Here is a 25317-nt window from a genome sequence, read left to right as displayed (position 1 = left end):
AAGGAAACGTAAAGGCGCACCCCGGCGACACAACACTCCCTCATCCTGAGGAAGCGCAAGGCGCTGTCTCGAAGGATGGGCCACTTGCTCCGGAGTGTGCCGCCCATCCTTCGAGACGCGCATAAATGCGCTCCTCAGGATGAGGTTGCGGAGGCGGCAAGGCTTCAGGAAATGGCCGGCCGCACTCAGAAAGAGGGAGAGACCATTGGCTTCCTATATCGCCAAGCGTCTGCTGGCTGCCATTCCGGTCCTGTTCGGGCTGACGATCATCGTCTTCCTGATCATGGCGATGATCCCGGGAGACCCGGCAACTGCCATTCTCGGCTCCTACGCGACACCGGAAAATGTCGCCAAGCTCAACCGCGATCTCGGCCTCGACAAAACCCTGTTCGAGCAATACGTCATCTGGATCGGCAACCTGTTCCATGGGGATCTCGGCCGCTCCTACACGCTCAATCGTCCGGTGCTGGATGAAGTGATGGAGCGCTTTTCGGCAACCCTCATTCTGGCCGGAACCTCGCTCATCCTGTGCTCGATCTTCGGCCTTCTTGCCGGTATTGTCTCTGCTGTCCGTCAGTACGGCTGGGCGGACAAGATCATCACGCTGCTCGTTCTGATCGGTATCTCGACCCCATCTTTCTGGCTCGGCCTGCTGCTGATCCTGGTCTTTGCCGTCAATCTGCGCATGTTTCCGGCGTCCGGCATGTACGCGATCTATGGTGGCGGCGACTTGCCCGACCTGATCCATCACCTCACCCTGCCCGCGCTGACGCTTTCGGTGGTCGCGACCGGCGTCATTGCCCGGTTGACGCGCACCGCCATGCTGGAAGTGCTGCGTCAGGACTATATCCGCACCGCCCGCGCCAAGGGCCTGTCGGAACGCAAGGTCATCTACAAGCACGCATTCAAGTCGGCCCTCGTCGGCGTGGTACCGGTCATCGGCATCCAGGCCGGCTTTGTCATCGGCGGTGCTGTCTATATCGAGACGGTGTTCCAGTGGCCGGGCATCGGATCCATGCTCGTGACCGCCATTTCCACCCGCGATCTGCTGCTGGTCCAGGGCGGGGTTCTGGTGGTCGCCGCCGCCTATGTTCTCTTCAATCTGCTCGCAGACGTGGTGCAGACCATTCTTGATCCGAGGTTGCGCTGATGAGTGACACGACCATGAGCGCCCCTTCCAAGGAGAAGGCAAAGTCCTCGCGCCCGGGGACACTTGCGCTGCTGCTCAACAATTCGCTGGCAACCGGCGGCCTTGTCGTTCTGGTGCTGATCTGTCTTATCGCTCTGGCAGCGCCGATCCTGCCGCTGGCGAACCCGGACGTTACCGCCCCGGCAGACCGTCTTCTGCCGGTCCTTACCGAAGGACACCTGCTTGGCACCGATCACTTGGGCAGGGACATCCTTTCACGGCTGATCTGGGGGACACGCATATCGCTTGCCGTCGGTCTGTCGGCAACAATAATCGCTGCCTTCTTCGGCTCGCTTCTGGGGCTGGTCGCCGGATACGCCGGCGGTCGTACAGACACTCTGATCATGCGCGGCATCGATATGGTGATGGCGTTTCCCTACATTCTGTTGGCACTGGCCATCGTCGCCGTGCTTGGCCCTGGGCTGCTCAACGCACTTTACGCCATCGCGCTCGTCAACATACCGTTCTTTGCCCGCAACATTCGCGGTATCACGCTCGGGCTATCCCGAAGAGAGTTTGTTGACGCGGCACGGCTGTCCGGCAAATCACCGGTACAAATCCTGTTTCTGGAAATTCTGCCCAACGTCTTGCCGGTCATCGTCATCACCATGTCGACGACCGTCGGCTGGATGATCCTCGAAACGGCCGGCCTGTCTTTCCTCGGCCTGGGGGCCCAGCCGCCACAGGCAGACCTTGGCTCCATGCTGGGTGAAGGCCGCAAGATCCTCTTTACCGCGCCGCATGTCTCCATCATTCCGGGCCTTATGATCTTTGCGCTGGTCATGAGTATCAACCTCTTCGGCGACAGTGTTCGCGATATCCTCGACCCGCGCCTGCGTGCCGGGTCCCTCACCCGGCCGGTCTCTCGAACAGCGGTGCATCGCAAGCCCGACGAGATCCCCGCGCCTTCGGAAAAGGGCGGTGTGCTGGATGTCCGTCAGATGCGCACCGAATTCCAGATAGGCAGCTCCGTTTACAAGGCTGTGGGCGGGGTTGATCTGAACCTGAAAGAGGGCGAATGCCTGGGCGTGGTCGGAGAATCCGGATCCGGCAAGTCGGTAACAGCCATGTCCATCATGGGCCTTGTGCCGACACCACCCGGCCGGATTGCAGGCGGTGCCGCCTATCTCGACGGCGAAGATCTTTTTGCGGCAAGCGACCGGCGTATCCGGGACCTCAGAGGCGGTTCGGTTGCCTATGTCTTCCAGGATCCGCTTTCGACGCTGCACCCGCTCTTTACCGTTGGCGATCAGTTGACGGAAGCGATCACCACCCACCAGCCCATGTCCGGCTCGAAAGCGCGGGAGAAGGCCGTTGAACTGCTTTCGCTTGTGCGGATCCCGAATGCGAAGGAACGCTTGTCCGCCTACCCGCACGAGCTTTCCGGTGGCATGCGCCAAAGGGTCTGCATTGCCATGGCGCTCGCCAACGATGCCAAGGTGCTGATTGCGGACGAGCCAACCACCGCGCTCGACGTTACCGTGCAATCGCAAATCCTGACTCTGATGAACGGCCTGCGCCGCGAACGGAACGCTGCAATCCTTTTCATCACCCATGATTTCGGCGTTGTCTCCGCCCTTTGTGACCGTGTTGCGGTGATGTATGCGGGCCGGATCGTCGAAACGGGAACGACGGAGGAGGTTCTGGCGAACCCGCGTCATCCCTACACCGCCAAGCTGATCGAATGCGTGCCAGTTCTGGGCGAGCCGGACCGTCGTCTGGACGCAATCGAGGGCCGCCCGCCCGTGGTCAACAACCTGCCGGACGGTTGCGCCTTCGCCGAACGGTGTCCGCACGCACAGGCCTCTTGCCGGACCGGCGAGATCAAGCTTGAGATGTCTTCCGAAATCCGCGGTGTGCGCTGCCTCTTTCCGCTGAATTCCGGAGCGACCGCATGAACGAGATAAGCCAGAACCACTTGGACAGCGAAGCCCTTCTGACCATTCAGGATGTCGAGCGCATTTTCGGCGGCGGTAGGAAGCTCTTTGGCGGTCATCTTCCCGCCGTGCACGCGGTTCAGGGTCTCAGTCTCGATGTAAAGAAGGGAGAGACCCTCGGTGTCGTCGGAGAGTCGGGCTGCGGCAAGTCCACCCTCGCACGCCTCGTCGTCGGTCTCGATCTGCCGACTTCCGGCTCGATCACCTTCAACGGCGAGGATCTTGCGGCACTGGCAAAAAAGGACCGCAACGCTCTCGCCCGCAAGGTTCAATATGTCTTTCAGGATCCGGTTGCCTCGCTCAATCCGCGCAAGACCATCAGGACCATCCTGGAAGCGCCGCTCAAGCACCTGACAAACCTGAATTCCGATGGTCGCGAGAAGCGCCTTGCCGAGCTGCTGCAGGCGGTCAACCTGGCGCCGGAGTTCCTGGAACGCTACCCCCATGAATTCTCCGGCGGCCAGGCGCAGCGGATCGGCATTGCGCGGGCCCTTGCGGCCGGGCCGGAGCTGATCGTGCTTGATGAGCCCGTGTCTGCCCTCGATGTGTCGGTGCAAGCCCAGGTGTTGAACCTGCTGGACAAGCTGAAGGACGACTTCGGCCTCACCTACATCTTCATCAGCCACGATCTTTCGGTGGTGGAAAGTGTCAGCGACCGGGTGGCGGTGATGTACTTCGGCCGGATGGCCGAACTGGGTCCAGCTAAAGAAATCTTCCGCAAGCCGCTACATCCCTATACGGATCTGCTAATGCGCTCCGCGCCCGCCCCCGGGCGGCACGACCTGATGTCGGAAGACGCCTCTGCCGAATTGCCGGATCCCTACAATCCCCCTGAAGGCTGCGCCTTTGCCGCGCGCTGTGCGCACCGCACGGATATCTGCGTTGCCGGCAAACCGTCACCAGACGAGGCCAAAGGCGGCAACAATCACGTTGCGGCTTGCTATCACCCACTCGGGAAGGCATAGGCTCCCCAAAAAACAAGGCAATGCAGTTTAACCGGCCATGAGAATTCCCGAAGGAGCGACAGATCCCAAGACACGGAAACGCCTGCGGCGGCCCGACATGGTTGCCCAGCAGATCCGCGAACAGATCGTCGAAGCCGGTCTGCGCCCCGGTGACAGGATCCCCAGCGAATGGCTTCAGCCGGAAACGGTCAGGGTGTCACGTGGTTCACTGCGTGAGGCTTTGAAGGTTCTGGAGTTCCAGGGGTTGATTTCAACGCGCAGCGGTCCGGGCGGCGGTGTCTTCGTCGCATCGGTGGAGCCGGGTGAAGCCATCCGCATGCTGGACAATCTGTTCCTGTTCGACCAGCCGACGATTGCCGACATCTACACACTCCGGAAACAGCTTGAGCCGGAACTTGCCGCCTCGGTTGCCGGAACACTGACAGACGAGGGTTTTCAGGCCTTGCAAGGCTGCATCCGGCTTTACGAGGACGAGCCGAAGACGGCGGAAGAAGAATATTCGCAGCGCCTGGCCGAGCTTGATTTTCACGAAGAACTGGCTCGGCACTGCAAGAACCCGATCCTGGCCTTCACATGTTCCTTCCTGCTCAGCCTTCTACGCGACATGACGGTCTGCCGCTCGATCTACAAGGAACCGAACCCTGCCCTGCGCGAAACGGGACTGCACTATCAGGTGCAGTTGCTGCGGGCGATAAAATCGGGTGATGCCGAGCTCTGCCGCATGATCATGCGTGGTCATATGATCGAGGCGGAAAAATACATGAAGGAACGTGCCGCCATGCGCACACGCGGCAGCACGACGGCGCAAGTGGTCTCGTCCACGAGCAGCTAGGGCACAAGAGCCGCTCGCCTTTCCTCGGTCCGGCCTTGCGCTTCCAATGGTCCCATCAACCTGGCCGGAGCCTGCTCGAAGGTGAATTTTCCATTCTTCATCCCCCAGACCGGCCGGATGATTTCCGAAACGATCTGATGTCCGCTCATGGCCGGCAGCGCCACGAAGGTGGCCGCTTCGCCGACTTCGATCCTGTGAGCCTTGTTGATCAGCCGCCGTGGTGCAGCCGTTACCATGTCAAAACAGGCCTTCAGGTCTTCTACTGATCCGAGCTGGTGAACATTGGCATAAAGATTGGCCATGCGCGGCAAGGAGCAGTCGCCATAGGGCGTGAAGGGATTGAGCACGTTGTTTGTTGCGACCGTGCAGCAAACGCCGTGTTCATGAAAGACATGCGCCGGCGCGACCCCGCGTGGCACCAGGCTTTCGCTGCCACGCCCCATCAGAAACAGATCCGTCGACGGCAGGACGGTAAGCGCGATTTCAGCGTTTTTCAGAATTTGCACCGCCTCCAGAAGGTCCTTTCGGGAAAGGGCCGACAGCTTGGTGACATGGCCGATCGCGACCCTTCCTTGCCAGCCGAAAGCGACTGTCTGACGGGCGATTTCATCAAGATGACGCCAGGATGGATCGAGATCGAAATCCAGATGGAAATCGAGATCGACATCATGGCGCTCGGCCATTTCGAACAGGCAGGCAATCTGGCCATTCGGATCGCTGTCCGTGTAGGGACACCCGCCCAGCAGGTCCGCTCCGGCGGTGAGCGCCTCTTCCAGCAATTCGGCAGTACCCGGGTTGTTGATCAGCCCTTCTTGCGGAAAGACACATATCTGCAGATCCAGCGCCCAGGCGAAATCCTGCTTCAGCCGCTGAATGGCGTGAAACCCCGTCAGGCCGATGCCCGGATCGATCTCCACATGCGTCCGGATGGCGTTGGTACCCTGGGTAATGGCCTTTTCGAGAACCTTTCGACCACGGTCGTAGACGTCTTCTTCCGAAAACCCTTTCTTTGCCTCCGCAACTGACGAGATCGCTCCTTCCAGCGTGCCTGTCTCGTTCCGACAGCGGTCGAGAATGCAGGCCTTGTCGAGATGAAGATGGCTCTCGACAAATCCCGGCACCAGGAGAACGCCGTTGCCATTCAGTTCTTCCGCACTCGTGGGCAGGTCGGCTCCTATCGCCGAAATCTTTCCGGCCCTAACAGCAATATCGACAGCCGCATCAGCGCCATCCAGCAGGACGTTCCGGATTACTAGCCCGCTCATACCCTCGCCTCCATGCGAGTTTCCTGTTCATTGGTGGCGCCGAGATAGGCAGCCGTCAGCCGCGGGTCCGAAGCCAGATCCGCAGCCTTGCCTTCAATCACGATACGGCCTTGCTCCAATACGTAGGCGTAATCTGCAACGGCGAGAGCAAGCGTTGCCATCTGGTCGACAAGCAGAATGGTGATGCCTTCGTCCCGCAACTCACCAAGGATCGCATAAAGCTCCTCAACCATCGCCGGAGCCAAACCAAGCGAAGGTTCGTCCAGGAGCAGGATCTTGGGTTTCGCCATGAGACCGCGGGCAATTGCCATCATCTGCTGCTCACCGCCCGAAAGAAGCCCTGCGCGGCTGTGCAACCTGTCACGCAGGCGCGGAAACCGCTTCAGATGAGCTTCCAGTTCCGAGCTGTTGACATCCGAATGTCTCTTGTAGGCACCCAGTTCGATGTTCTCGCGCACCATCAGTTCCGGAAATACCTGGCGGCCTTCGGGAACCAGCACAAGACCACGCCCGACGAGTTCATGCGGCTGCATGGCCTGTGTCTGCTCGTCGTTCAGGATTATGCTTCCGGTGACCGGCCTGTGCAGACCCGAAACGGCAGAAAGAAACGTCGATTTTCCTGCACCATTCGCCCCGAGCAGAGCCACCATTTCACCTGGCCGCACCTTGAGTGATACCTCTTTCAACACCGGAGCCGCGCCATATCCTGCGGTCAGCTTCTGTGTCGAAAGAACAGGCGTTTCTTCCGTATGCAGCGGTTTTATGCGCGGGAATGCCGTGGCGCCACCGGTGCCGAGGTAGGCTGCAATCACAGTATCGTTTGCCTGGATCTCTGTCGGAGAACCAAAGGCAATAGGCTTGCCGGCGTCAACTGCCTGGATCCGGTCCGAAATCCCCATGACCAGCTCCATGTCATGTTCGACGAGCACAACTGCAGGTCCCAGGTCGGCAATATCCCGCAGCAGCATGGCGAGCTTGTCCTTGTCGGCACGCATCAGTCCGGCTGCCGGTTCATCCAGAAGAAGGATGTCAGGTTTCAGGGCAAGCGCGCGTGCGATCTCCACCAGCCTGCGGTCGACATGCGGCAAATCACCGGCACGCTTGTCGAAGTCACCTTCATAGCCGCAGTATCGCAAAAGTCCTGCCGCCAGCGACAAACGATCTGGCGACTGAATGTCGGACCACGGGTCGCCGAAGGCACCGCGCCCCAGCCCGGAGACGACATTTGCAAGCACCGTCAGGTTCTCGAAAAGTTTAGTCGTCTGGTAGGTCCGGGCAATCCCGGATCGGGCAACCGCATGGGCAGGCAGCCCGGCAAGGTCCCGGCTTCCAAGCAAGATCTTTCCCTGCGTTGGACGGTAGAACCCGCCTATCATGTTGAGAACCGTTGTCTTGCCCGCACCGTTCGGACCGATGATGGATGTTACCTCGCCGGGCTCGATCCGGAAGCTGACACCATCGACTGCCCGAACACCGCCGAACGAAATGCCGAGGTCTTCAATTTCCAGTGCACTTGAGGAAAGCCCGCCCTGGAGGAACTGCTCGATGTCTGCGGAAGAAATCGGCGTCACGCTTCGGCTCGACTTCGGGATGTAAGACGCCACCGTGCCGACCAGCCCGCGAGGCGCAATCAGCAGCACGCCCACCAGCAAACCGCCAAAGAACAGCAGCCGGTATTCTGCAAGATCTGAAAGGAACTCCGGCAGCAGGACGGTTACCAGCGCACCGGCGAGTGGCCCCAGCACGGTGCCGGCGCCGCCGATCAGGATTGCGAAGAGAAACAGGATCGACTGCGAGAACGGAAAATTGCTCGGCGCGATGAACATCATCAACGGTGCAAACAGACCGCCCGCAAGCCCGGCCATCGCCGCCGCAATGGCGAACGCGGCCGCCTTGACCGCGAAGGGCCGATATCCAAGCGAGGCGGCTGCGGTTTCAGCATCGCGTACGCCCGTCATTGCCATGCCCCAACCGCTTTCGGCCAATCGGCGAAACAGGTAGAGAGACAATCCGGCAAGCAGGATGGCCAGCACCACCAGTTCCCGCTCGGTGAACACGAAATCCAGGATCTCCGGCATTGGAAAGCCCATGAGGCCATTCTGACCACCGGTCAGCGAACGCCATTCCACCGCGCCGTGTTCGACAATGAACGCGAAGGCAATCGTGACCATTGCCAGGAACGGCCCCGCCATACGGACGGCAGGCACCGCCAGCAGAACGCCCGCGATCCCCGCCACGAGCGCGGACAAGGGCAGTGCCAGCCAGAAGCTCAGGCCAGCCAGGGTCATCACCGCCACACCATAAGCGCCGATGGCAAAGAAACCCACCTGGCCAAGTGAGACCAGACCAGTCAAACCATAAAGAACGTTGAGACCTGTCCCCAGGATGGTCGTGATTGCAACAAGGCCGATGACGAACTGCGTGTAGCCACCGCTTGTCACGGCCATCGCACAGGCTGCAACAGTCAGAACGAGCAACGCGCCGTCGAGAAGAATTCGCTGGTTCAGAAAGGGCACGGCTCTTCCTCAGACTTTCTTTACGGCGGGACGACCGAAGAGACCGTCCGGCTTCAATGTCAGTGCAAGGATGATCAGCGCAAAGACAACGATGTAGGTGGAAGAGGAGCCCAGGTAGGCCGTTACCAGGGCTTCCGTCACTCCATAGAGAAAGCCTGCCAGCATGACGCCGGCTGCCGATGTCATGCCGCCCAGGATTGCCACCGCGAAGGCCTTGAGCCCAAAGAGCGTTCCCATGTCCGAATGCACGGAAAACAGCGGCGCGATCAAAAGACCGGCACATCCGGCAAGCATGGCCGAAATCGCAAAGGAACCGGACACCATCATGGTTGTATTGATCCCCATGAGCCGTGCTGCCTGATTGTTCTGGACGACGGCAAGCAGCGCCCTGCCCTGCAAGGTCTTGCGGAACAGGAAGTGCAGCGCCAGAGCAACACCGATGGCGGCAATCGGAATAAGCAGTTGCTGCGGATAGATGCCCGTGCCGGCGAACTGCCAGGTGGTCTGCGCCAAAGGCGAAAACAATGTCCGCGGTTCGTTGCCGAAGCTGAAGAGAACGGCGTTGTCGAGAAAGATGCCGCCCGCGACGGTCGCCATCAGCCAGGCCTCCGAATTGCGTTCCACGAAGGGACGAACCAGAAGTATTTCAACAAGCACGCCAAAAAGGCCACAGCAGGCGATCGCAAGCGGATAGGCGATCAGCCAGTTCAAGCCGAGCCGTTCGGTAAAGACAAAGCCCAGAACCGCGCCCAGCATGACAACACTGCCTTGCGCGAAATTGACGGTGGAAGAAACGGAATAGGTGATCTGAAAGCCGAGCGCGATCAGCCCGTACATGCTTCCAAGGCCAATGCCGGTGACAAGGGCGGCGATCAAGAGGGTCATGGGTGGGTCCTGGCGGGTGAAACGGGATCAGGGCTAATTCAAAGGAAAGAAACCTCCCGCGGGCCTGCCGCGGGAGGTGATATCATCAATCTTCAATCGGGATGATTTCGCCTTCGACGAACTGCGCGAAGACATAGTCTTCAGGCGCGATCGCATCCTGGTCTTCCGGCGAGAACGGGTCGGTGTAGGTCTTGATCAGGCCTTCGATGTTCTCGATGTCGTACATCGCCTGTCGGATAGCCGGACCATCGGTGGAACCGGCCTTCTCGATGGCAGCAGCCAGCAGAAGCATGGCGTCATAGGCATTGGCGATACCGGTTGCGGGTGTCACATCGGCCATGGTCTTGATTTCGGGAAAGCTTTCCTGGAGCTTCGAGAACATGGCCTCGCCCTTCGCATCGCCCTCCCGGAACAGGTAGGTCTGGATGAAGTGGAGCTTCTCGCCGCTCTTGCCGGCCAGTTCCGTGAACCGTCCGCCTGCCGGGCCCCAGTGCGATGCCATGGCAACGTCCCAGCCCATCCGGTCGAGTGATTTCACCACCTGTGCGGTCGGGGCAACGTTAGCCACCACAAACAGGCCATCCGCGCCGTTTTCCTTGAGGCGCGTGAGCTGCGGTACGACATCGACGTCATTGGACTCGAACTTCTCGATACCCGCATGCTCCATGCCGCGCTTCTCGAGCGCTTTCAAAAGCCCCTTCTCGTTGGACTCGCCCCATGGGTTGTTGATGAGGATCATCCCCGGTTTCTTGGAGCCGTATTTGGTGACCAGATACTCGGTGATCGCTTCATCGACATATTCATCAACGGCGGAAACGCGGAAGATGTAGTTCTCTTCAGCACCGTTCTTGGTGATGCCGGTGCCTGCAGCCCACGGGCCGACAAAAGGCACCTTTGACTGGTTTGCAAAGGGAACGATTGCAAAGGAGACCGGCGTGTCCAGACCGCCGATCAGAGCCGCAACGCCTTCGCGCTGGACAAGCTCACGTGCGGCGACAAGCCCCTTGCCCGGGTTGCTTTCGTCATCGCGGCTTACAAGTTCAAGCGGTTTGCCAAGGACACCGCCCTTCTCGTTGATCTCGTCAATCGCGATGGTCAGGCCACGTGTAATTGCCTGTCCGGACTTGGCGGACTGACCGCTTAGCGCGGCAACAAGGCCGATCTTGATTGTATCGGCGGCGAAGGCCGGCAGGCTGATGGCCAGGGCGAGGCCGACAGCACCTGACATCAGGACGCGGCGTGTCACCTTCGGAAATTTGCAAGCGGATTTCATGAACGGCTCCTCTGGTTTTCCGGACGACACGTCCGAACGCCATATCAAGAGCAAGTCAGATGCCAGTTTACTGATCTCTATACATTTCAATTACTTATCTAATTTCAGCCTTTAAAGGCCTTCGATGACATCAGAATTTCGCTTAAATTGCATGCAATCTTTGCATACAAAACTTGCATGCAAAAAGCCGGACAGGATTTATGCTCCGGAAGGCCATTTTGAAAAGGACGCCCCATGCTGGACGAAAACAAAGACACCCTTCCCGAGGAAGCGCAGATCGTCAGGGAATATCTCGACGCTTCCATGAAACCCGATCCGGATCTCGCTGCGACATACGTTGCCGACGATGTGACGATCACGTTTACAGGCGGACGGGTATTCAACCATCCGTCAGGTCCGACCGGCTTTAACGCGAAGCGGTACAACTGGGTGAAGAAGAAGATGGACCGTTTCGACGTTGCCCGCGGGGCGGACGGGGTTGTCGTCTACTCTGTCGGGACGCTTTACGGTGAATGGCCGGACGGAACCGCCTTCGAAGGCAACCGGTATGTCGACCGGTTCGAAGTGCATGACGGCAAGATCACAAAGATGGATGTCTGGAACGACAGCGCGGAGCGAATTCTCACCCGCATGGGCATTGAAGCCTAGTCGTCTCCTCGAACGGCGCGAACGTAAGGTTCCAGGGCATCGAGATAGATGCCCTGCCCCTTGTTTTCGGGCTTGATCAGCGCCCGGTCAGCCACGGCCCCCAGGTGGTGTCGCATGAGGTCTCTCGCCCGATCCTCATCGCCCTTGGAAAGAGCATCAATAATTTCCCGGTGCTCCTGGATCCCGCAATCAGTGGAATGCGGCCGCGAGTAAAGCGCCAGCGTCAACCCGCATCTATAGCCGACATCTTCCACGTAGCGGATCAGAACCGGACTTTCCGTGAGCTGCGCCATGAGAATGTGGAATTCCGTGGCAAGCCGGATGGAGACAGGCTCTGGTCCCTTTTCAGCGGCGATTTCCTTGTCGAGATGCGCATTCAGTGCATCAAGGTGCTTCTGGGAGAATTCAGCGCTCAGCCGGGACACCACGAGGTCTTCGATCTGGCATCGCAGATCAAACAGATCCCGCGCCTCCTCCAGGCTGGGGGTCGCGACAACAGCTCCCCTGTTCCGCCGCAGTTCAACAAGGCCTTCCGCAGCGAGCCGTTCCAGTGCCTGGCGCACGATTGTTCGGCTCGACCCGAAACGCTCACCCAGCGAATCTTCCGGCAGTTTCATGCCCGGTAACAGGGCACGCTCAAGGATGGCACTGCGCAGGGCTGCGCAAATTTGTTCGGAACGATTCATCAGTGCTTCGGATCACCAGCTGATTTGCCGCTCAAACAAATCAAATAGCTGCAGATTTGCCAAGTGTCCGAATGCCTCGATTTTCAGCTCCGGCCATTTCCCCTCGCACAGAAAAGACCTGATTGAATTCAAATCCTTCAACTTGCTCGGCCTGAAGGCTTGCTGCCCGGAAGACCTGCCCCACTCCGATGAGGACCGGACCTTCCAGTCCGAGAAAATCGACACCGCATTCAAGTTCGTCCAGTGTTCCCGACCAGCGCTTTTCGTCGGTGCGGGATATTCCCGAAACGGCAACGACGGGGGTTTCTGCTGACAAGCCTTCGGCAACAAGCCGGTCTCTGATACGGCCGGCCATGCGCGCACCCATGTAGAAAACAGTCGTGGTGGCTGGATCGGTGAGCGCAGGCCAATCTACGGTTTCCGGCAAATCGCCCTTGCGCGAGTGGCCGGTGACGAACCTGACAGATTGAGCATGGTCTCGGTGCGTCAGGGAAACGCCCAGGCGTGCCGCCATGGCAGAGGCCGCAGTAATGCCTGGAACCACGGTTGCCGGGATGCCTTCGGCAGCAAGACGGTCGAGTTCCTCGCCACCACGTCCGAAGATCATCGGATCACCGCATTTGAGCCGCACCACGTGTTTGCCCTGTCGTGCCAGCGAAACCATCATGTCGTTGATGTCTTCCTGGCGGCAACTTTCCCGGCCGCCTCTTTTTCCGACCAGCATCCGTCTGGCTTCTCGACGCGCAAGTTCGAGAACCGCGTCATCGACCAGATCATCGAAGAGAATGACATCAGCCGATTGCAGCGCACGCACGGCTTTCAGTGTCAGGTATTCCGCATCGCCCGGACCTGCACCCACAAGGGTGACTTTGCCTGCGGCAGACGTCCTTGCATCCTCCAGAAGTGCTGCGGCGAGATGCTCTTCTTCTTCAGGCGCCGACTTGCCCGAGAAGGCAAGATCGGAGATCCGCTCCCAGAACCGGCGCCGCTGTGCCCCCGCGTCCAGTAGGGAAAGTGTCTTTTCCCGCAACCGGCTTGCCAGCTGCGCCCATCCTTGCAGACTTTCAGGCATCAGCGTCTCGATCCGCCGTCGGATCGCCTGGCCAAGAATCGGCGCGACCCCATTGGTCGAAATACCGATCACGACCGGTGACCGGTTGACGATGGACCCGAACTGGAAGTCGCAATACGCGGGGTTATCGATCACATTGACCGGAACCCCCATGCGTCGCGCGGCCAAAACAAACGCTGCGGCTTCTTCGTCACTCTCTGCGTCGGCAATCGCAAGGGCTGCGCCTTCGAAGTCTTGCTGCGACCAGCAGGACCGGTGATGTATGAAACGTCCCTTGATGCTGCCGGCCACAAGAAGTGCCTCGAAAGCCGGCTCCAGCTCCTGTGCATGAACATGCACGTCTGCCCCGGCAGCGGCCAGCAGCTCCGCCTTCCAGGCAGCGGCTTCCGTGCCGCCTGCCAGCAGCACTTTTCTTCCTTCAAGCGGAAAGAACAGCGGCAGGCTTGCAAGAGCCCCCACGCGTGCCGGACGGCTCCGGCGCTTTACCTCAGCTGGCTTGCGCAATGTCGGCATCATCGAGGCTTTCCTTTGCAATTTCATCCAGAAGCGTCTGGATTTCCGAGCGGCAGGAGCCGCAATTTGTGCCGGCTTTCAGTGTTTCACCGATTGCACTGACACTCGTCGCACCGCAACGTGCGGCTTCGGCAATCTGGTTGCAGCCGATCTGGAAGCAGGAGCAGACCAGCGCCCCCGGATCTGGCCTGTCTGCCGGCACCCGTCCAGCAAGAACCCTTGCCCGCTCCTGCGGCGAAACGGGCCCCTCATCCAGAAGCCCGCAAGCCCATTGGCGCGAGACTTCCACCGGGGATGCGGAAAAGAAGAACGCTGCCTGCAGCACATCGTCCCGCCACTCGGCCAAACGTCTCCAGCAAGCGGCACCGTCCGATATATCTGTCGTCTCGTTGCTGGACGAGGTCAACGAAGCTGCGATTTCCGCGAAATCCGCATCGGCTTTCGCCGCGAACTCAAGCCGGTATCCGCCAGGAACAGGAGCAAGGGCCCAATAGTCGGCAGCGATCTTCTCCGGTCGCTGGCGCAAGACGGCAAAACCGAACCAGGCCATTTTCGCTTTTGTCACAGCTACAGGCGTGAACTTGGATCCTGGCTGTCCGGAATGCGGGTCTGTCTCAGGGGCCATGACCGCATCGATACGGGCTTTCGATGCAAGCTGGTCGGTCCAATGCATCGGCACGAAGACTTCTCCCGGGGCGACCCGGTCTGTCAGGAGTGCCCGCACAATTACGGCCCCATATGGGCTTTTGACCGTCACCAGGTCTGCCGGGTCGATCCCGAGCTTTGCGGCATCGATCGGGTTGAGTTCAGCAAAAGGTTCGGCGAAATGCGCGGTCAGGCGCGGCGTCTTGCCGGTGCGCGTCATGGTGTGCCACTGATCGCGGATCCGGCCCGTATTCAGGGAGAACGGATAGCGGCGCTCTGTTTGCCGCGGTGCCTTGAAAACGACGGGCACGAACTGCCCCTTGCCGCTTTCGGTGAAAAATCCTCCGCCAGCAAAGAACCTCGTATCAGCTGGTAGTGCCCCCGCCGGCTGAGGCCACTGAAAGGGCTCCATGGCATCGAAATCGGCATCGGACACGTCCCGATAAGAACCGATATCGAAATCCCGGCTGCCTTCGTTCCGATAACCGGAAAGCTCCGCATGCTCTCGGAAAATCGCCGCAGACCCTTCATAGGAAAAGGCCCCGGTAAAGCCCATTCGCCTTGCGACTTCGCTCAGGTGCCACCAGTCGGGGCGAACCTCACCGGGAAAATCCAGGAACGCACGCTGTCTCGATATGCGGCGCTCGGAATTGGTAACCGTACCGTCCTTTTCACCCCAGGCAGCTGCAGGCAGCAACACGTTCGCATAGGAAACCGTGTCGGCCGCCCGCGTCACTTCCGAAACAACTACAAAGGGGCATGTTTCAAGGGCTTCTGCCACGCCATCTGCATCCGGCAGACTGTCTACCGGGCTTGTCGCCATGATCCAGAGCGCCTTGATCCGGCCTTCCCGCACGGCCTTGAAAAGCTCAACAGCTTTCAAGCCTGACCGATCAGCCACGACCGGGCTTTGCCAGAAGTCCTGTACGATCCCGCGGTGCTCGGCATTTTCCAAAGCCATGTGGCCGGCGAGCATATTGGCCAATCCGCCGACTTCCCGGCCTCCCATGGCGTTCGGCTGACCCGTGACGGAAAAAGGACCCATGCCGGGCTTTCCGATCCTTCCTGTTGCAAGATGTGTGTTGACGATGGAATTGACCTTGTCAGTCCCGACGACTGACTGGTTGACACCCTGGCTATAGACGGTGACCGTCTTTTCCGTCCGGGCAAACATCTTGTAGAAGAGTGCGATATCCTGACGTGACAGGCCGGTCTTTTCGGCTATCTGGCCAATTTCACAAGGTCCTGCAGCTTCGACTGCCTTTTCAAGGCCTTCCGTGAACCGATTGACATAGCTTTCATTCACGACAGACGCCTCAGCCAGGAAGGCGAGCAGACCGTTGAAAAGGGCAACGTCCGTGTCGGGCTTCAATTGCAGGTGCAGATCGGCGATGGCGCAGGTCGCTGTCTTGCGCGGGTCCACCACGACCACCCGCAACGCCGGATTTGCAGCCTTGGCCGCTTCGAGACGCTGGAACAGGACCGGATGACACCAGGCGAGATTGGAGCCGACCAGCACAACAAGATCTGCCAGTTCAAGATCTTCATAGGTTCCCGGAACCGTGTCCGAGCCGAATGCCCTCCGGTGCCCGGCAACCGAAGATGCCATGCAAAGACGGGAATTGGTGTCGATATTCGCCGAACCGATGAACCCTTTCATCAGTTTGTTGGCGACGTAATAGTCTTCTGTCAGGATCTGGCCGGACACATAAAACGCAACGCTATCTGGTCCATGTTCCCGAATGGCATCCTGAAAGTTGCGCGCGACAAGATCGAGCGCGTCATTCCAGTTGGCGCGTTCGCCGTCGATTTCCGGATAGAGCAGTCTGTCATCCAGCGAAAGCGTTTCTCCAAGGGCCGACCCCTTGGAACACAGCCGACCGAAATTGGATGGGTGCTTGGGGTCACCTGCAACAGTCACCGTCCCGTCCGGGTGCCGGGTCGCGAGGACGCCGCAGCCGACACCGCAATAGGGACAGGTGGTCCGGATTGTTTTTTCTTGTTCGGTCATGCCATCAATCCCGGTTCTTGATTTACCAGGCGTTGTAGCCAAGGTATTTGCCCGACATCTCGATCTTCACCCGGTCTCCCTTGGGGTTCTCGACACGGGTTACCGACATGTCGAAATCGATGGCGGACATGATGCCGTCGCCGAATTTCTCATGGATCAAAGCCTTGATTGTCGGGCCGTAGACACCGACGATTTCATAAAGACGGTAGATGCACGGATCCGTCGGCACAGTCTGCGACCAGATCTTTGTAGGGCTCTCCTGCAGTACCAGAGCCGCTTCCTGCGGCAGACCGAGTGTCTCCGTGATTGCCTTTGCCTTGTCTTCCGGCATGGCGTTCATGCCCATGGCCGCCGAATGGGTCCAGACAGGCGACATGCTGATCGCTTCGGCAATGCCTTCCCATGTGAGCCCCGCCTGGCGCTTCGCCGACAGGATCATGCTGGTAACGTCTTCGCGGGTAAGAGCGGACATGAAAATCTCCTATGTATTACCGAAGAGTTGAAACAAGAGGATGGCGCAGAGCACCGCGAGAACAGCAGAGACGATCTGCCAGAAACGGACCGGATCCCGTTCCGCCAGAGGGACAAAACGATCTGAACTGAAGTCCGGGTTCGGGCGGCGAAGATCTTCCAGGAAGGCGCTCAGCGCTTCGTAGCGCTTGCCCGGCACAGGATGAACCGCGCGGCAAAGCGCACCATCGACCCAGTCCGGAACCCGTTCCGTGACAGCTGTCGCACTGCGATAGCGCAGCGCAGCCTGAGCCCGCTCACTCGTTGCCCTGGCAACGGCCGCACCATAAGGCAAACGCCCGGTCAGCATTTCATAGGCAATCACACCGAGCGAAAACTGGTCGCTGTACTCGGTCCCGAGGTAGCCGAGAAACACCTCTGGCGCGGTATATTGGTGGGTGCCGAGGATCTCACCCTTGTCGAGCGAAGGGGCGGCTTCCATCACGCCGGCGATCCGCACCGACCCGAAATCGATGATTTTCACCGTGCCGGACGTGTCGATCATGATGTTTTCCGGCCGCAGGTCCTGATGGACCATTTCCTTGCGGTGGAAGGCCATCAATCCCCTGGCCACCTGCTCCAGAATCCCGCGCACGGTCTCAAGGCTGGGGTGAGGATTGTCGATCATCCACTGGCGAAGCGTCTGGCCTTCGACAAATTCCGTTGCCAGAAAAAGCGTCTGCCGGCCTTGTGGATAGGTGGAAGCCTTCAACACATGCGGCGATGAAATCCGGCGGGCAACCCACTCCTCCAGCGCGAACCGGCGCAGATAGTCTTCCTCTTCGCGCAAATCGAGCGACGGAAACTTGAGCGCCACCGGTTCGCCGGTTTCTTCGTTTTCCGCCAGATATATGTGGCTGCGGCTGGTGGCGTGCAGACCGCGCATCAATCGGAACCCTTCATGGGTGCCAGGCACCTTCGGCAGCGCCGCCGGTGGCAAGGTGCCTTCCCCGTTCAGGAGATCATCTGCACCGGGTTCCGCGATGTCGATAACCCGCACGACCTGAACGGTCAGATTATCGTCGCTGCCTGCAGCCAGCGCCTTTTCGACAAGTGTCCTGGCTGTCTGATCGAGAGCTTCGCCAGCCAGAACGGCGTCAGCCATGTCCTTCGCGCGCAAGAAACCATGGACGCCATCCGTTGTGAGGACAAACAGATCGCCCGGACGAAGATTGAACACGGCATAATCGATATCGACGGATTGCCCGACCCCCAGAGCCCTGCCGAGATAACTCTCGTGTTCGGAAATCCGGACAGTGTGGTCTTCCGTCAGCTGTTCCAGGCTCTGGCCGGAAAGACGCCAGATGCGGCTGTCACCGACGTGAAAGAGATGAGCCTTGCTCCCCTTCAGGACCAGGGCAGAAAAGGTGCAGACATGGCCCCTGTCGAGATCGTCGGCCTGTTTCGTCTGGCTGAATAGCCAGGAATTGGCGGCAGAGATCACCCGGACGGCAGAGGTCTTCACTGTCCAGGCTTCAGAGGTGCAATAGTAATCGGAGAGAAAGGATTTAACGGCCGTTTCGGCTGCGACATGCGCAACCGGACTGGAGGAAATGCCGTCCGCGACAGCAAGTGCGATGCCCTTGTGCACCAGGGCCGGGCCGTCCGGCACCATGACGCCATGAAAGTCCTGGTTCAGGGCTTTCCGTCCGGCAGACGAATGCTGGCCGGTTTCGACGCTCAAGGTGGTATGACGGACTTGCATCAGCACGGGAAAACGATCCTCCGGAAAAGACGCTCCGCCGCCGGTGACGGCGGAGCTTCACACTTATTCGGCTGGCGCTGCGATCGGCGCCTTTTCGTAGCCTGCCTTGCGGGACGGCGACGTCTTGTAATGGGTGGCGTAGATCATGCCGCCGACGAAGGTCAGCCCGCCGACCAGATTGCCGACAACAACCGGAATTTCGTTGTAGGCAAAGTAGTCGAACCAGGTGAAGTCACCGCCCAGCATGATGCCGGAGGGGAACAGGAACATGTTCACGATGGAATGCTCGAAGCCGAGATAGAAGAACACCAGGATCGGCATCCACATCGCCATGATCTTGCCGGAGACAGAGTTCGACATCATCGCGGCGACAACACCGGTTGAAACCATCCAGTTGCACATCACTGCGCGGATAAAGACTGTCAGCAGTCCCGCCCAGCCGGCGGCGGCATAGCCGAGCGTCCGGGTTTCACCGATCTGGCCAATCTTCTGACCGACGGCGTTCGGTTCCTGGCTGAAACCCATGGTGAAGATGATCGCCATGAACACCGCCGTCGTCAGGGCACCTGCAAAGTTGCCGGTAAAGACCAGGCCCCAGTTCCGGAACACACCGCCCCAGGTGCAGCCCGGACGTTTAGCGATCACGGCCAGCGGCGCCAGCGTGAACACGCCCGTCAGAAGGTCGAAGCCCAGCAGATAGAGCATGCAGAAGCCGACCGGGAACAGGATCGAGGCGACCAGGAAATTGCCGGTATTGACGGCGATGGTCACGGCGAAGGCGGCGGCAAGGGCAAGGATGGCGCCTGCCATATAGGCCCGGATGAGCGTGTCCTTTGTGGACATAAAGATCTTCGCTTCACCGGCGTCGATCATCTTGGTGGCAAATTCCTGTGGCGTTACATATGACATCTGAATTCCTTTCGCGAGAGTGCTCGGCCGGTCAGACGGCTTCGTGGGAATAGGAAAGGTCGACAAGGATCCGGCCATCCTCCAGCCGGACGGGGAAAGCCGCTGTGCGGCCTTCGTCAGCTCCTTGCGCGGCTCCCGTTTCCAGGGAGATCACCCAGTTGTGCAACGGGCAGGTCACACATCCGTCATGCACAATGCCCTGACTGAGAGGCCCGTTCTTGTGCGGACACTTGTCTTCCAGCGCAAAGACGTCGTCTTTGGCGGTGCGGAAGATGGCGATGGTCATGTCGCCATTCTTCACGCACCGCGCTCCCTCCCTAGGAATGTCTTCAAGGGTGCCGATATGGACCCAGTTACGGATGTCGGCAGTCATTCGGCAGCCTCCTTCGTCAGAACAGCCATCGGCTTGAATTCATGCTTGTCCTTGCCGGAGACACGCTCCGACCATGGGTCGACCTGGGCGAATTTCTGGGAGAAGACGAAACGGTCGAAATACGCTACGCGCATCGCCTTATCGTCCATGATCTGGCGACGGATCTCCTCCAGACCTATGCGTTTCGCCCACTTGTAGATCCGCTCCAGGTAGTGGCCCTGCTCGCGGTACATCTGGGTGAGCGCAGCAACATGCTCGATCGCCTCATTCTCGGTCTTCACCAGGCCCAGAACTTCCGTGCCCTTGATGTCAAGACCGGCAGCTCCGGCGAAATGGATCTCGTAACCGCTGTCGACGCAGATGATGCCGATATCCTTGCAAGTTGCTTCCGCGCAGTTTCGCGGGCAGCCGGAGACCGCCATCTTCAACTTCGCCGGGGTCCATGAGCCCCACATGAACTTTTCCAGCTTGATGCCGAGACCGGTGGAATCCTGCGTGCCGAAGCGGCACCAGTCCGTCCCGACGCAGGTCTTCACCGTTCTCAGACCCTTGGCGTAGGCCTGCCCGGAAACGAACCCGGCCTTGCCGAGGTCCGCCCAGACTGCCGGCAGGTCTTCCTTCCTGATGCCAAGCATGTCGATGCGCTGGCCACCGGTGCATTTCACCGCCGGAATGTTGAACTTGTCGACCACATCGGCAATCGCCCGCAGTTCCTTGGAAGAGGTCATCCCGCCCCACATGCGCGGGACCACCGAATAGGTGCCGTCCTTCTGGATGTTGGCGTGGACACGCTCGTTGATGAAACGGGACTGGTAATCATCCGCATATTCATCCGGCCAATCGGAGACCAGATAGTAGTTGAGCGCCGGCCGGCACTTGGCACAGCCGCCGGAGGTGGTCCATTCCAGTTCCTGCATCACTGCCGGAATGGATTTCAGCTCCTTGGACTTGATCAGGCGGCGGACCTCGTCATGGCCCAGGTGCGTGCAACCACACATCGGCGTTACGGCCGCCGGGTTATAGGCATCGCCCAAGGTCACCTGCATCAGTTGCTCGACCAGCCCCGTGCAGGTGCCGCAGGAGTTCGAGGCCTTTGTGTGGGCCCGAACACCGTCCAGGGTCGTCAGGCCCTTCTCCTTGATCGTCGTAACGATCTTGCCCTTGCATACGCCGTTGCAGCCGCAGATTTCCGCATCATCCGGCAAGGCTGCAACGGCCGCCGTAGGGTCCAGCGGGGACCCTCCCTGGTAAGCCTGACCAAAGATCAGCGTCTCGCGCATGTCCGAGACGTCGGTACCTTTTTTGAGAAGGTCGAAGAACCACGGGCCGTCGGAAGTCTCACCGTAAAGGACGGCACCGACGATCTTGTTGTCTTTCAGGACGATGCGTTTATAGACGCCTGCCGACGCATCGCGCAGCACGATCTCTTCCCGGTCGTCGCCTTCGGAAAAATCGCCTGCCGAATAGAGATCGACACCTGTCACCTTGAGCTTGGTCGCGGTGACCGAGCCCGTGTATTCGGATGAGGCACCAAGCAGATTGTCGGCAATCACACCCGCCATTTCATAAAGCGGCGCGACAAGCCCGTAACACATGCCACGGTGTTCGGCGCATTCCCCGAGCGAGAAGATGTCCGCATCGCTGGTGCGCATGTCATCGCCAACCAGCACACCGCGATTGACGTCAAGCCCGACCGCCCTGGCAAGGTCGGCCGACGGGCGGATGCCGACGGCCATGACGATGATCGAGGCTTCGATCTCGGTGCCGTCGTCAAGGCGGATGCCCCTCACCTTGCCGGCATCATCACCCAGGATTTCATGGCTGTTTGCCTTAGTGCGCACGTCGATGCCGCGGCGTTTGAATTCCGCTTCGAGCAGGAACCCCGCAGCCGGGTCGAGCTGGCGTTCCATCAGGGTCGGCATCAGGTGCAGAACAGTTACGTCCATACCCTGCATCTTGAGACCGGCTGCCGCTTCAAGACCCAGGAGCCCCCCGCCGATGACGACGGCACGTCCGCCCCGTTTGGCGGCATCCAGCATTTTTTCCACATCGTCCAGATCGCGATAGGTCAGAACCCCGTCCAGATCCTTTCCAGGAAGCGGAATGATGAAGGGGGAAGATCCCGTGGCGATCACCAGCTTGTCGTAAGAGGCGGTAACGCCGTTTTCCGAGGTCACCGTTTTGGCGTCCCGGTCGATCTCGGCAACCCGTGCTCCCTTGTGAAGCGTCACGCCATGTTCGGCATACCAGTTGTCGCCATGGGTGATGATGTCCTCGTATGACTTCTCGCCTGACAGCACGGGCGACAGCATCAGCCTGTTGTAGTTGACCCGCGGCTCTGCATTGAAAATCGTGACGTCATATGCATCCCTGTCTTTTTCGAACAGGTTTTCGAGCATCCGCCCGGGTGCCATGCCGTTGCCGACGATGACAAGTTTCTGTTTTGTCATGGCTTTTCTCCAGACTTTCATTCGGCTGCTTCGGCCGCCGCGGTTTGACGGGCCATCCGTGCGGCCCGCTTTTCCTGAATGGATTTCAACTGGTCTTCGCTCGGGTCCGCGCCGCCCTCATAGGCTTCCAGGAAGTCCAGAAGCTCCTCGCGGTAGGCGTAGTAATCCGGGTGGGCGAGCAATTCCTTGCGCGACCTCGGGCGTGGCAGGTCCACTTCCATGATGTTGCCGATGCGGGCATTGGGCCCGTTCGACATCATCACCACCCGGTCGGCGAGCAAGATGGCCTCATCGACATCATGCGTGACGCAGACAGCCGTCACCTGGGTGCGTTTCCAGACATCCATCAGGACGTCCTGCAACTCCCAGCGGGTCAGGCTGTCGAGCATGCCGAAGGGTTCGTCCAGTAGCAGAAGCTTCGGCGACAGGGCAAAGGCCCGTGCAATGCCGACGCGTTGCTTCATGCCGTTGGAAAGCTCCGAAGCAGCCTTTTGCATGGCGTCCGACAGACCGACCTTGCCGAGGTAGTATTCAATCACGTCCCGCTTTTCGGCCCTGGACGCATCCGGATAGACCTTGTCGACCCCAAGCTCGACATTCTCGTAAGCTGTCAGCCAGGGCATCAGGCTCGGTGCCTGGAAAACGACGGCACGGTCCGGACCGGCCTGCGTCACATGAGTGCCGTCCAGTACGATGGCACCTTCGGTGATCTTGTTGAGGCCGGCCACCATGGACAGGACCGTCGACTTTCCGCAGCCCGAATGGCCGATCAGGGTGATGAACTCGCCCTTCTTCATTTTCAGATCGAAACCGTCGACGACCGTCAGCGGCCCCTTCGGAGTCGGATAGACCTTCTTCAGCTGAGAGAAGTCGAGATAACGGTCCTGAACCGCGGAATCCGATGCCCGCTCATAGGCTACCGGAAGCTTGTCGGCAGGCTTCGGACGCTGAGTAATCGGAACGATGTCCGGCAGAACGATTTCCCGCTCCAGATCAGCCCCACGCTCGGCACCTGCTTCCATCAGGTATTCGGTGACTTCGGCACGCAGCCGAATGAAGTCGTCATCGTGATTGAGTTCACCGCGATCGCGCGGCCGCTGAAACGGCACCTTGAACTCCGGACCGAGCGTTGCCGGTGTGCCGGGTTTCAGGGGTATGATCCGGTCTGCGAGAAGGATCGCCTCATCGACATCGTTTGTGATGAGAACGATGGTCTTCTTCTCTTCGTCGCAGATCGCGGCGAATTCGTCCTGCAGCTTCGCGCGGGTCAGGGCATCAAGAGCGGACAACGGCTCGTCCAGCAGCAGAAGTTCCGGCTGCATGGCAAGTGCCCGTGCCACGGCAACGCGCTGACGCATGCCACCGGAAAGTTCCGACGGCTTGCGGTCCCTGGCGTGCCCCAGACCGACCATCTCGATGTACTTGTCGCAGATCGCCTTGCGCTCTGCGGCGCTCTTCTTCTTGAAAACGCTGTCGACGGCCAGTGCCACATTGCCGAACACCGACAACCACGGCATCAGCGAATAGGACTGGAACACGACGCCCCGATCCTGGTGCGGCCCGTCAATTTCCTTGTTCTTGAAGATGATGCCGCCCTTGTCCGGCTCGATGAGACCGGCCAGCAGGGAGATCAGCGTGGTCTTGCCGGTGCCGGAAAACCCGACGATGGCAATGAACTCGCCCTCTTCCACTTTCAGATTGATATCGTCCAGCACATCCGTCCGGGTGGCATTTTCGCCATAGGATTTGGAGACGCCGGAAATTTCCAGAAAGGACATATCCGTCTCCTTAGCGATTGGCCGAGAATGTGAAGGCGCGCTGCAGGGCAAACATCAGCCGGTCGAGCATGAAGCCGATGATGCCGATGGTCAGGACAGCGACCATGATCTTTGCGAGCGACTGGGAAGAACCGTTCTGGAATTCGTCCCAGACGAATTTTCCAAGCCCCGGGTTCTGCGCCAGCATTTCCGCCGCAATAAGCACCATCCAGCCCACACCCAGCGACAGGCGCAGCCCGGTGAAGATCAGTGGCAGAGAGGACGGCAGAACCAGCTTGGTAACGGTCTTCCAGGTCGGCAGCTGCAGAACACGGCCGACATTCATCAGGTCCTTGTCGACCGAGGCCACACCCAGCGCGGTGTTGATCAGGGTCGGCCACATGGAGCAAAGGGTCACGGTGACGGCGGAGATCAACAGGGATTTAGACAGCCAGTCGACAGGATCGGCATAGGTTGCCGACACGATCATCGTGACGATTGGCAACCATGCCAGCGGCGACACCGGCTTGAAGATCTGGATCAGTGGATTGATTGCGCCGTTGAAGGAGCGCGACAGACCAGAGGCAATGCCAAGCGGCACGGCAATCAGCGTTGCGATCAAAAAGCCGAGGCCGACGGTTTTCAGCGAGGTGCCAATCTGGTCGATATAGGTCGGCTTGCCGGTATAGTCGCGCCACTTGATCTTGTCGGTCTTGCCTTCAGCTTGGTATTTGGCGTTGCGTTGTTCCTGGCGATCGTAGAAGGCAGCGGCCTTGTCACGCTCGCGCTCATGATCGTCCCAGAGGTTGACCGCCTGGGTCCAGACGGCAGCAGGCCCGGGAACTGCGCCCAGTGATGTCTGTACCTGGGGCGCCAGCGCTCCCCAGAGGACGAGAAAGGCGATGATGCCCAGGAGAGGAATCACGAGAACGCGTTTGAGTTCCCCCAGCTGCTCCTTCGGGCTGTCGCCTGCGGCAATTTTCAGGAGCGGCACGGTCCAGGAAAGGCCAAGCGCATCCAGCCAGCCGGCGGCCTTGTTGATCCGTGTGAAGAGCTTTTCCCGGCGTGCGGCACGGGCAAGGTCCTGACTGCCTGCGGTATCGGCATTGGCCATGTCGTCAATCCTTGTTCGAATTCTGTCGGTTCGTGTCGAATGAGAAAAACGAGCGGCGGGGC

Annotated in this window: 19 protein-coding genes; 5 read left to right on the top strand and 14 right to left on the bottom strand. The window is 59.6% G+C overall.

Going from position 1 to position 25317, the window contains the following annotated elements:
- The first annotated feature begins 205 nt into the window (after positions 1-205).
- The 4 genes from ACYQ6M_RS08125 to ACYQ6M_RS08110 are packed head-to-tail and all read left to right on the top strand — an operon-like array spanning position 206 to position 4923.
- Positions 206-1150: an ABC transporter permease gene (locus ACYQ6M_RS08125; RefSeq protein ID WP_460073147.1), complete on the top strand. Its 945-nt coding sequence runs from the start codon at positions 206-208 to the stop codon at positions 1148-1150.
- Positions 1150-3087 carry a dipeptide/oligopeptide/nickel ABC transporter permease/ATP-binding protein gene (locus ACYQ6M_RS08120; protein WP_460073145.1) on the top strand — a complete coding sequence of 646 codons (1938 nt, stop codon included), beginning with the start codon at positions 1150-1152 and terminating at the stop codon, positions 3085-3087. Before ACYQ6M_RS08125 ends, ACYQ6M_RS08120 begins: the two co-directional genes overlap by 1 nt.
- Positions 3084-4091: an ABC transporter ATP-binding protein gene (locus tag ACYQ6M_RS08115; RefSeq protein WP_152506378.1), complete on the top strand. Its 1008-nt coding sequence runs from the start codon at positions 3084-3086 to the stop codon at positions 4089-4091. The genes ACYQ6M_RS08120 and ACYQ6M_RS08115 overlap by 4 nt, the downstream gene beginning before the upstream one ends.
- Before the next feature lie 37 nt (positions 4092-4128).
- Positions 4129-4923 (top strand): FadR/GntR family transcriptional regulator, encoded by a 795-nt coding sequence (locus ACYQ6M_RS08110; protein WP_460073143.1) that lies wholly within the window; start codon positions 4129-4131, stop codon positions 4921-4923.
- Here the strand turns inward: ACYQ6M_RS08110 and ACYQ6M_RS08105 are convergent.
- The 4 genes from ACYQ6M_RS08105 to ACYQ6M_RS08090 all read right to left on the bottom strand — a co-directional run bounded on the left by ACYQ6M_RS08105 (position 4920) and on the right by ACYQ6M_RS08090 (position 10862).
- Positions 4920-6188 (bottom strand): amidohydrolase family protein, encoded by a 1269-nt coding sequence (locus tag ACYQ6M_RS08105; protein WP_460073141.1) that lies wholly within the window; start codon positions 6186-6188, stop codon positions 4920-4922. The genes ACYQ6M_RS08110 and ACYQ6M_RS08105 overlap by 4 nt on opposite strands.
- Positions 6185-8635: a branched-chain amino acid ABC transporter ATP-binding protein/permease gene (locus ACYQ6M_RS08100; RefSeq protein ID WP_460073210.1), complete on the bottom strand. Its 2451-nt coding sequence runs from the start codon at positions 8633-8635 to the stop codon at positions 6185-6187. The genes ACYQ6M_RS08105 and ACYQ6M_RS08100 overlap by 4 nt, the downstream gene beginning before the upstream one ends.
- A gap of 78 nt (positions 8636-8713) precedes the next feature.
- Positions 8714-9589 (bottom strand): branched-chain amino acid ABC transporter permease, encoded by an 876-nt coding sequence (locus ACYQ6M_RS08095; protein ID WP_023001132.1) that lies wholly within the window; start codon positions 9587-9589, stop codon positions 8714-8716.
- 85 nt (positions 9590-9674) lie between these two features.
- Entirely contained in the window at positions 9675-10862 is a 1188-nt protein-coding gene (locus ACYQ6M_RS08090) for an ABC transporter substrate-binding protein (RefSeq protein ID WP_296602176.1), read from the bottom strand.
- A 234-nt stretch (positions 10863-11096) separates the two neighbouring features.
- On the opposite strand from ACYQ6M_RS08090, the gene ACYQ6M_RS08085 reads away from it, so the two are divergent.
- Positions 11097-11510, top strand: a complete 414-nt coding sequence (locus ACYQ6M_RS08085) for a nuclear transport factor 2 family protein (RefSeq protein WP_296602174.1) — start codon at positions 11097-11099, stop codon at positions 11508-11510.
- Here the strand turns inward: ACYQ6M_RS08085 and ACYQ6M_RS08080 are convergent.
- From ACYQ6M_RS08080 to ACYQ6M_RS08035, 10 genes are all read right to left on the bottom strand, one after another.
- Positions 11507-12196 carry a GntR family transcriptional regulator gene (locus ACYQ6M_RS08080; RefSeq protein ID WP_023001129.1) on the bottom strand — a complete coding sequence of 230 codons (690 nt, stop codon included), beginning with the start codon at positions 12194-12196 and terminating at the stop codon, positions 11507-11509. The genes ACYQ6M_RS08085 and ACYQ6M_RS08080 overlap by 4 nt on opposite strands.
- 40 nt (positions 12197-12236) lie before the next feature.
- Positions 12237-13784: a siroheme synthase CysG gene (cysG, locus tag ACYQ6M_RS08075; protein WP_460073138.1), complete on the bottom strand. Its 1548-nt coding sequence runs from the start codon at positions 13782-13784 to the stop codon at positions 12237-12239.
- Positions 13756-16437: a nitrate reductase gene (locus ACYQ6M_RS08070; protein ID WP_460073136.1), complete on the bottom strand. Its 2682-nt coding sequence runs from the start codon at positions 16435-16437 to the stop codon at positions 13756-13758. Before ACYQ6M_RS08070 ends, cysG begins: the two co-directional genes overlap by 29 nt.
- A 22-nt stretch (positions 16438-16459) precedes the next feature.
- The gene (gene cynS, locus ACYQ6M_RS08065; RefSeq protein ID WP_297835207.1) at positions 16460-16909 is read right to left on the bottom strand and encodes a cyanase; all 450 of its coding nucleotides are present in this window, start codon (positions 16907-16909) and stop codon (positions 16460-16462) included.
- A 9-nt stretch (positions 16910-16918) separates the two neighbouring features.
- Positions 16919-18652, bottom strand: a complete 1734-nt coding sequence (locus tag ACYQ6M_RS08060) for a protein kinase domain-containing protein (RefSeq protein WP_460073208.1) — start codon at positions 18650-18652, stop codon at positions 16919-16921.
- Between the two features lie 63 nt (positions 18653-18715).
- A complete protein-coding gene (locus ACYQ6M_RS08055) occupies positions 18716-19561 on the bottom strand; it encodes a formate/nitrite transporter family protein (protein ID WP_460073133.1) in 846 nt (281 codons plus the stop codon).
- A 31-nt stretch (positions 19562-19592) separates the two neighbouring features.
- On the bottom strand, positions 19593-19934 hold the full coding sequence (nirD, locus tag ACYQ6M_RS08050; protein WP_023001123.1) for a nitrite reductase small subunit NirD: 342 nt from the start codon (positions 19932-19934) through the stop codon (positions 19593-19595).
- A complete protein-coding gene (gene nirB, locus ACYQ6M_RS08045) occupies positions 19931-22384 on the bottom strand; it encodes a nitrite reductase large subunit NirB (protein WP_460073131.1) in 2454 nt (817 codons plus the stop codon). The genes nirD and nirB overlap by 4 nt, the downstream gene beginning before the upstream one ends.
- Positions 22385-22401: 17 nt before the next feature.
- The gene (locus ACYQ6M_RS08040) at positions 22402-24162 is read right to left on the bottom strand and encodes an ABC transporter ATP-binding protein (RefSeq protein ID WP_460073129.1); all 1761 of its coding nucleotides are present in this window, start codon (positions 24160-24162) and stop codon (positions 22402-22404) included.
- Positions 24163-24172: 10 nt separating this feature from the next.
- Positions 24173-25255, bottom strand: a complete 1083-nt coding sequence (locus ACYQ6M_RS08035; protein ID WP_460073127.1) for an ABC transporter permease — start codon at positions 25253-25255, stop codon at positions 24173-24175.
- Positions 25256-25317: the final 62 nt, after the last annotated feature.

Source organism: Roseibium sp. ROS1 (genome assembly GCF_054658215.1).
Note: the sequence above shows the minus strand (reverse complement) of the source record. Positions and strands in the feature narration are given on the sequence as shown.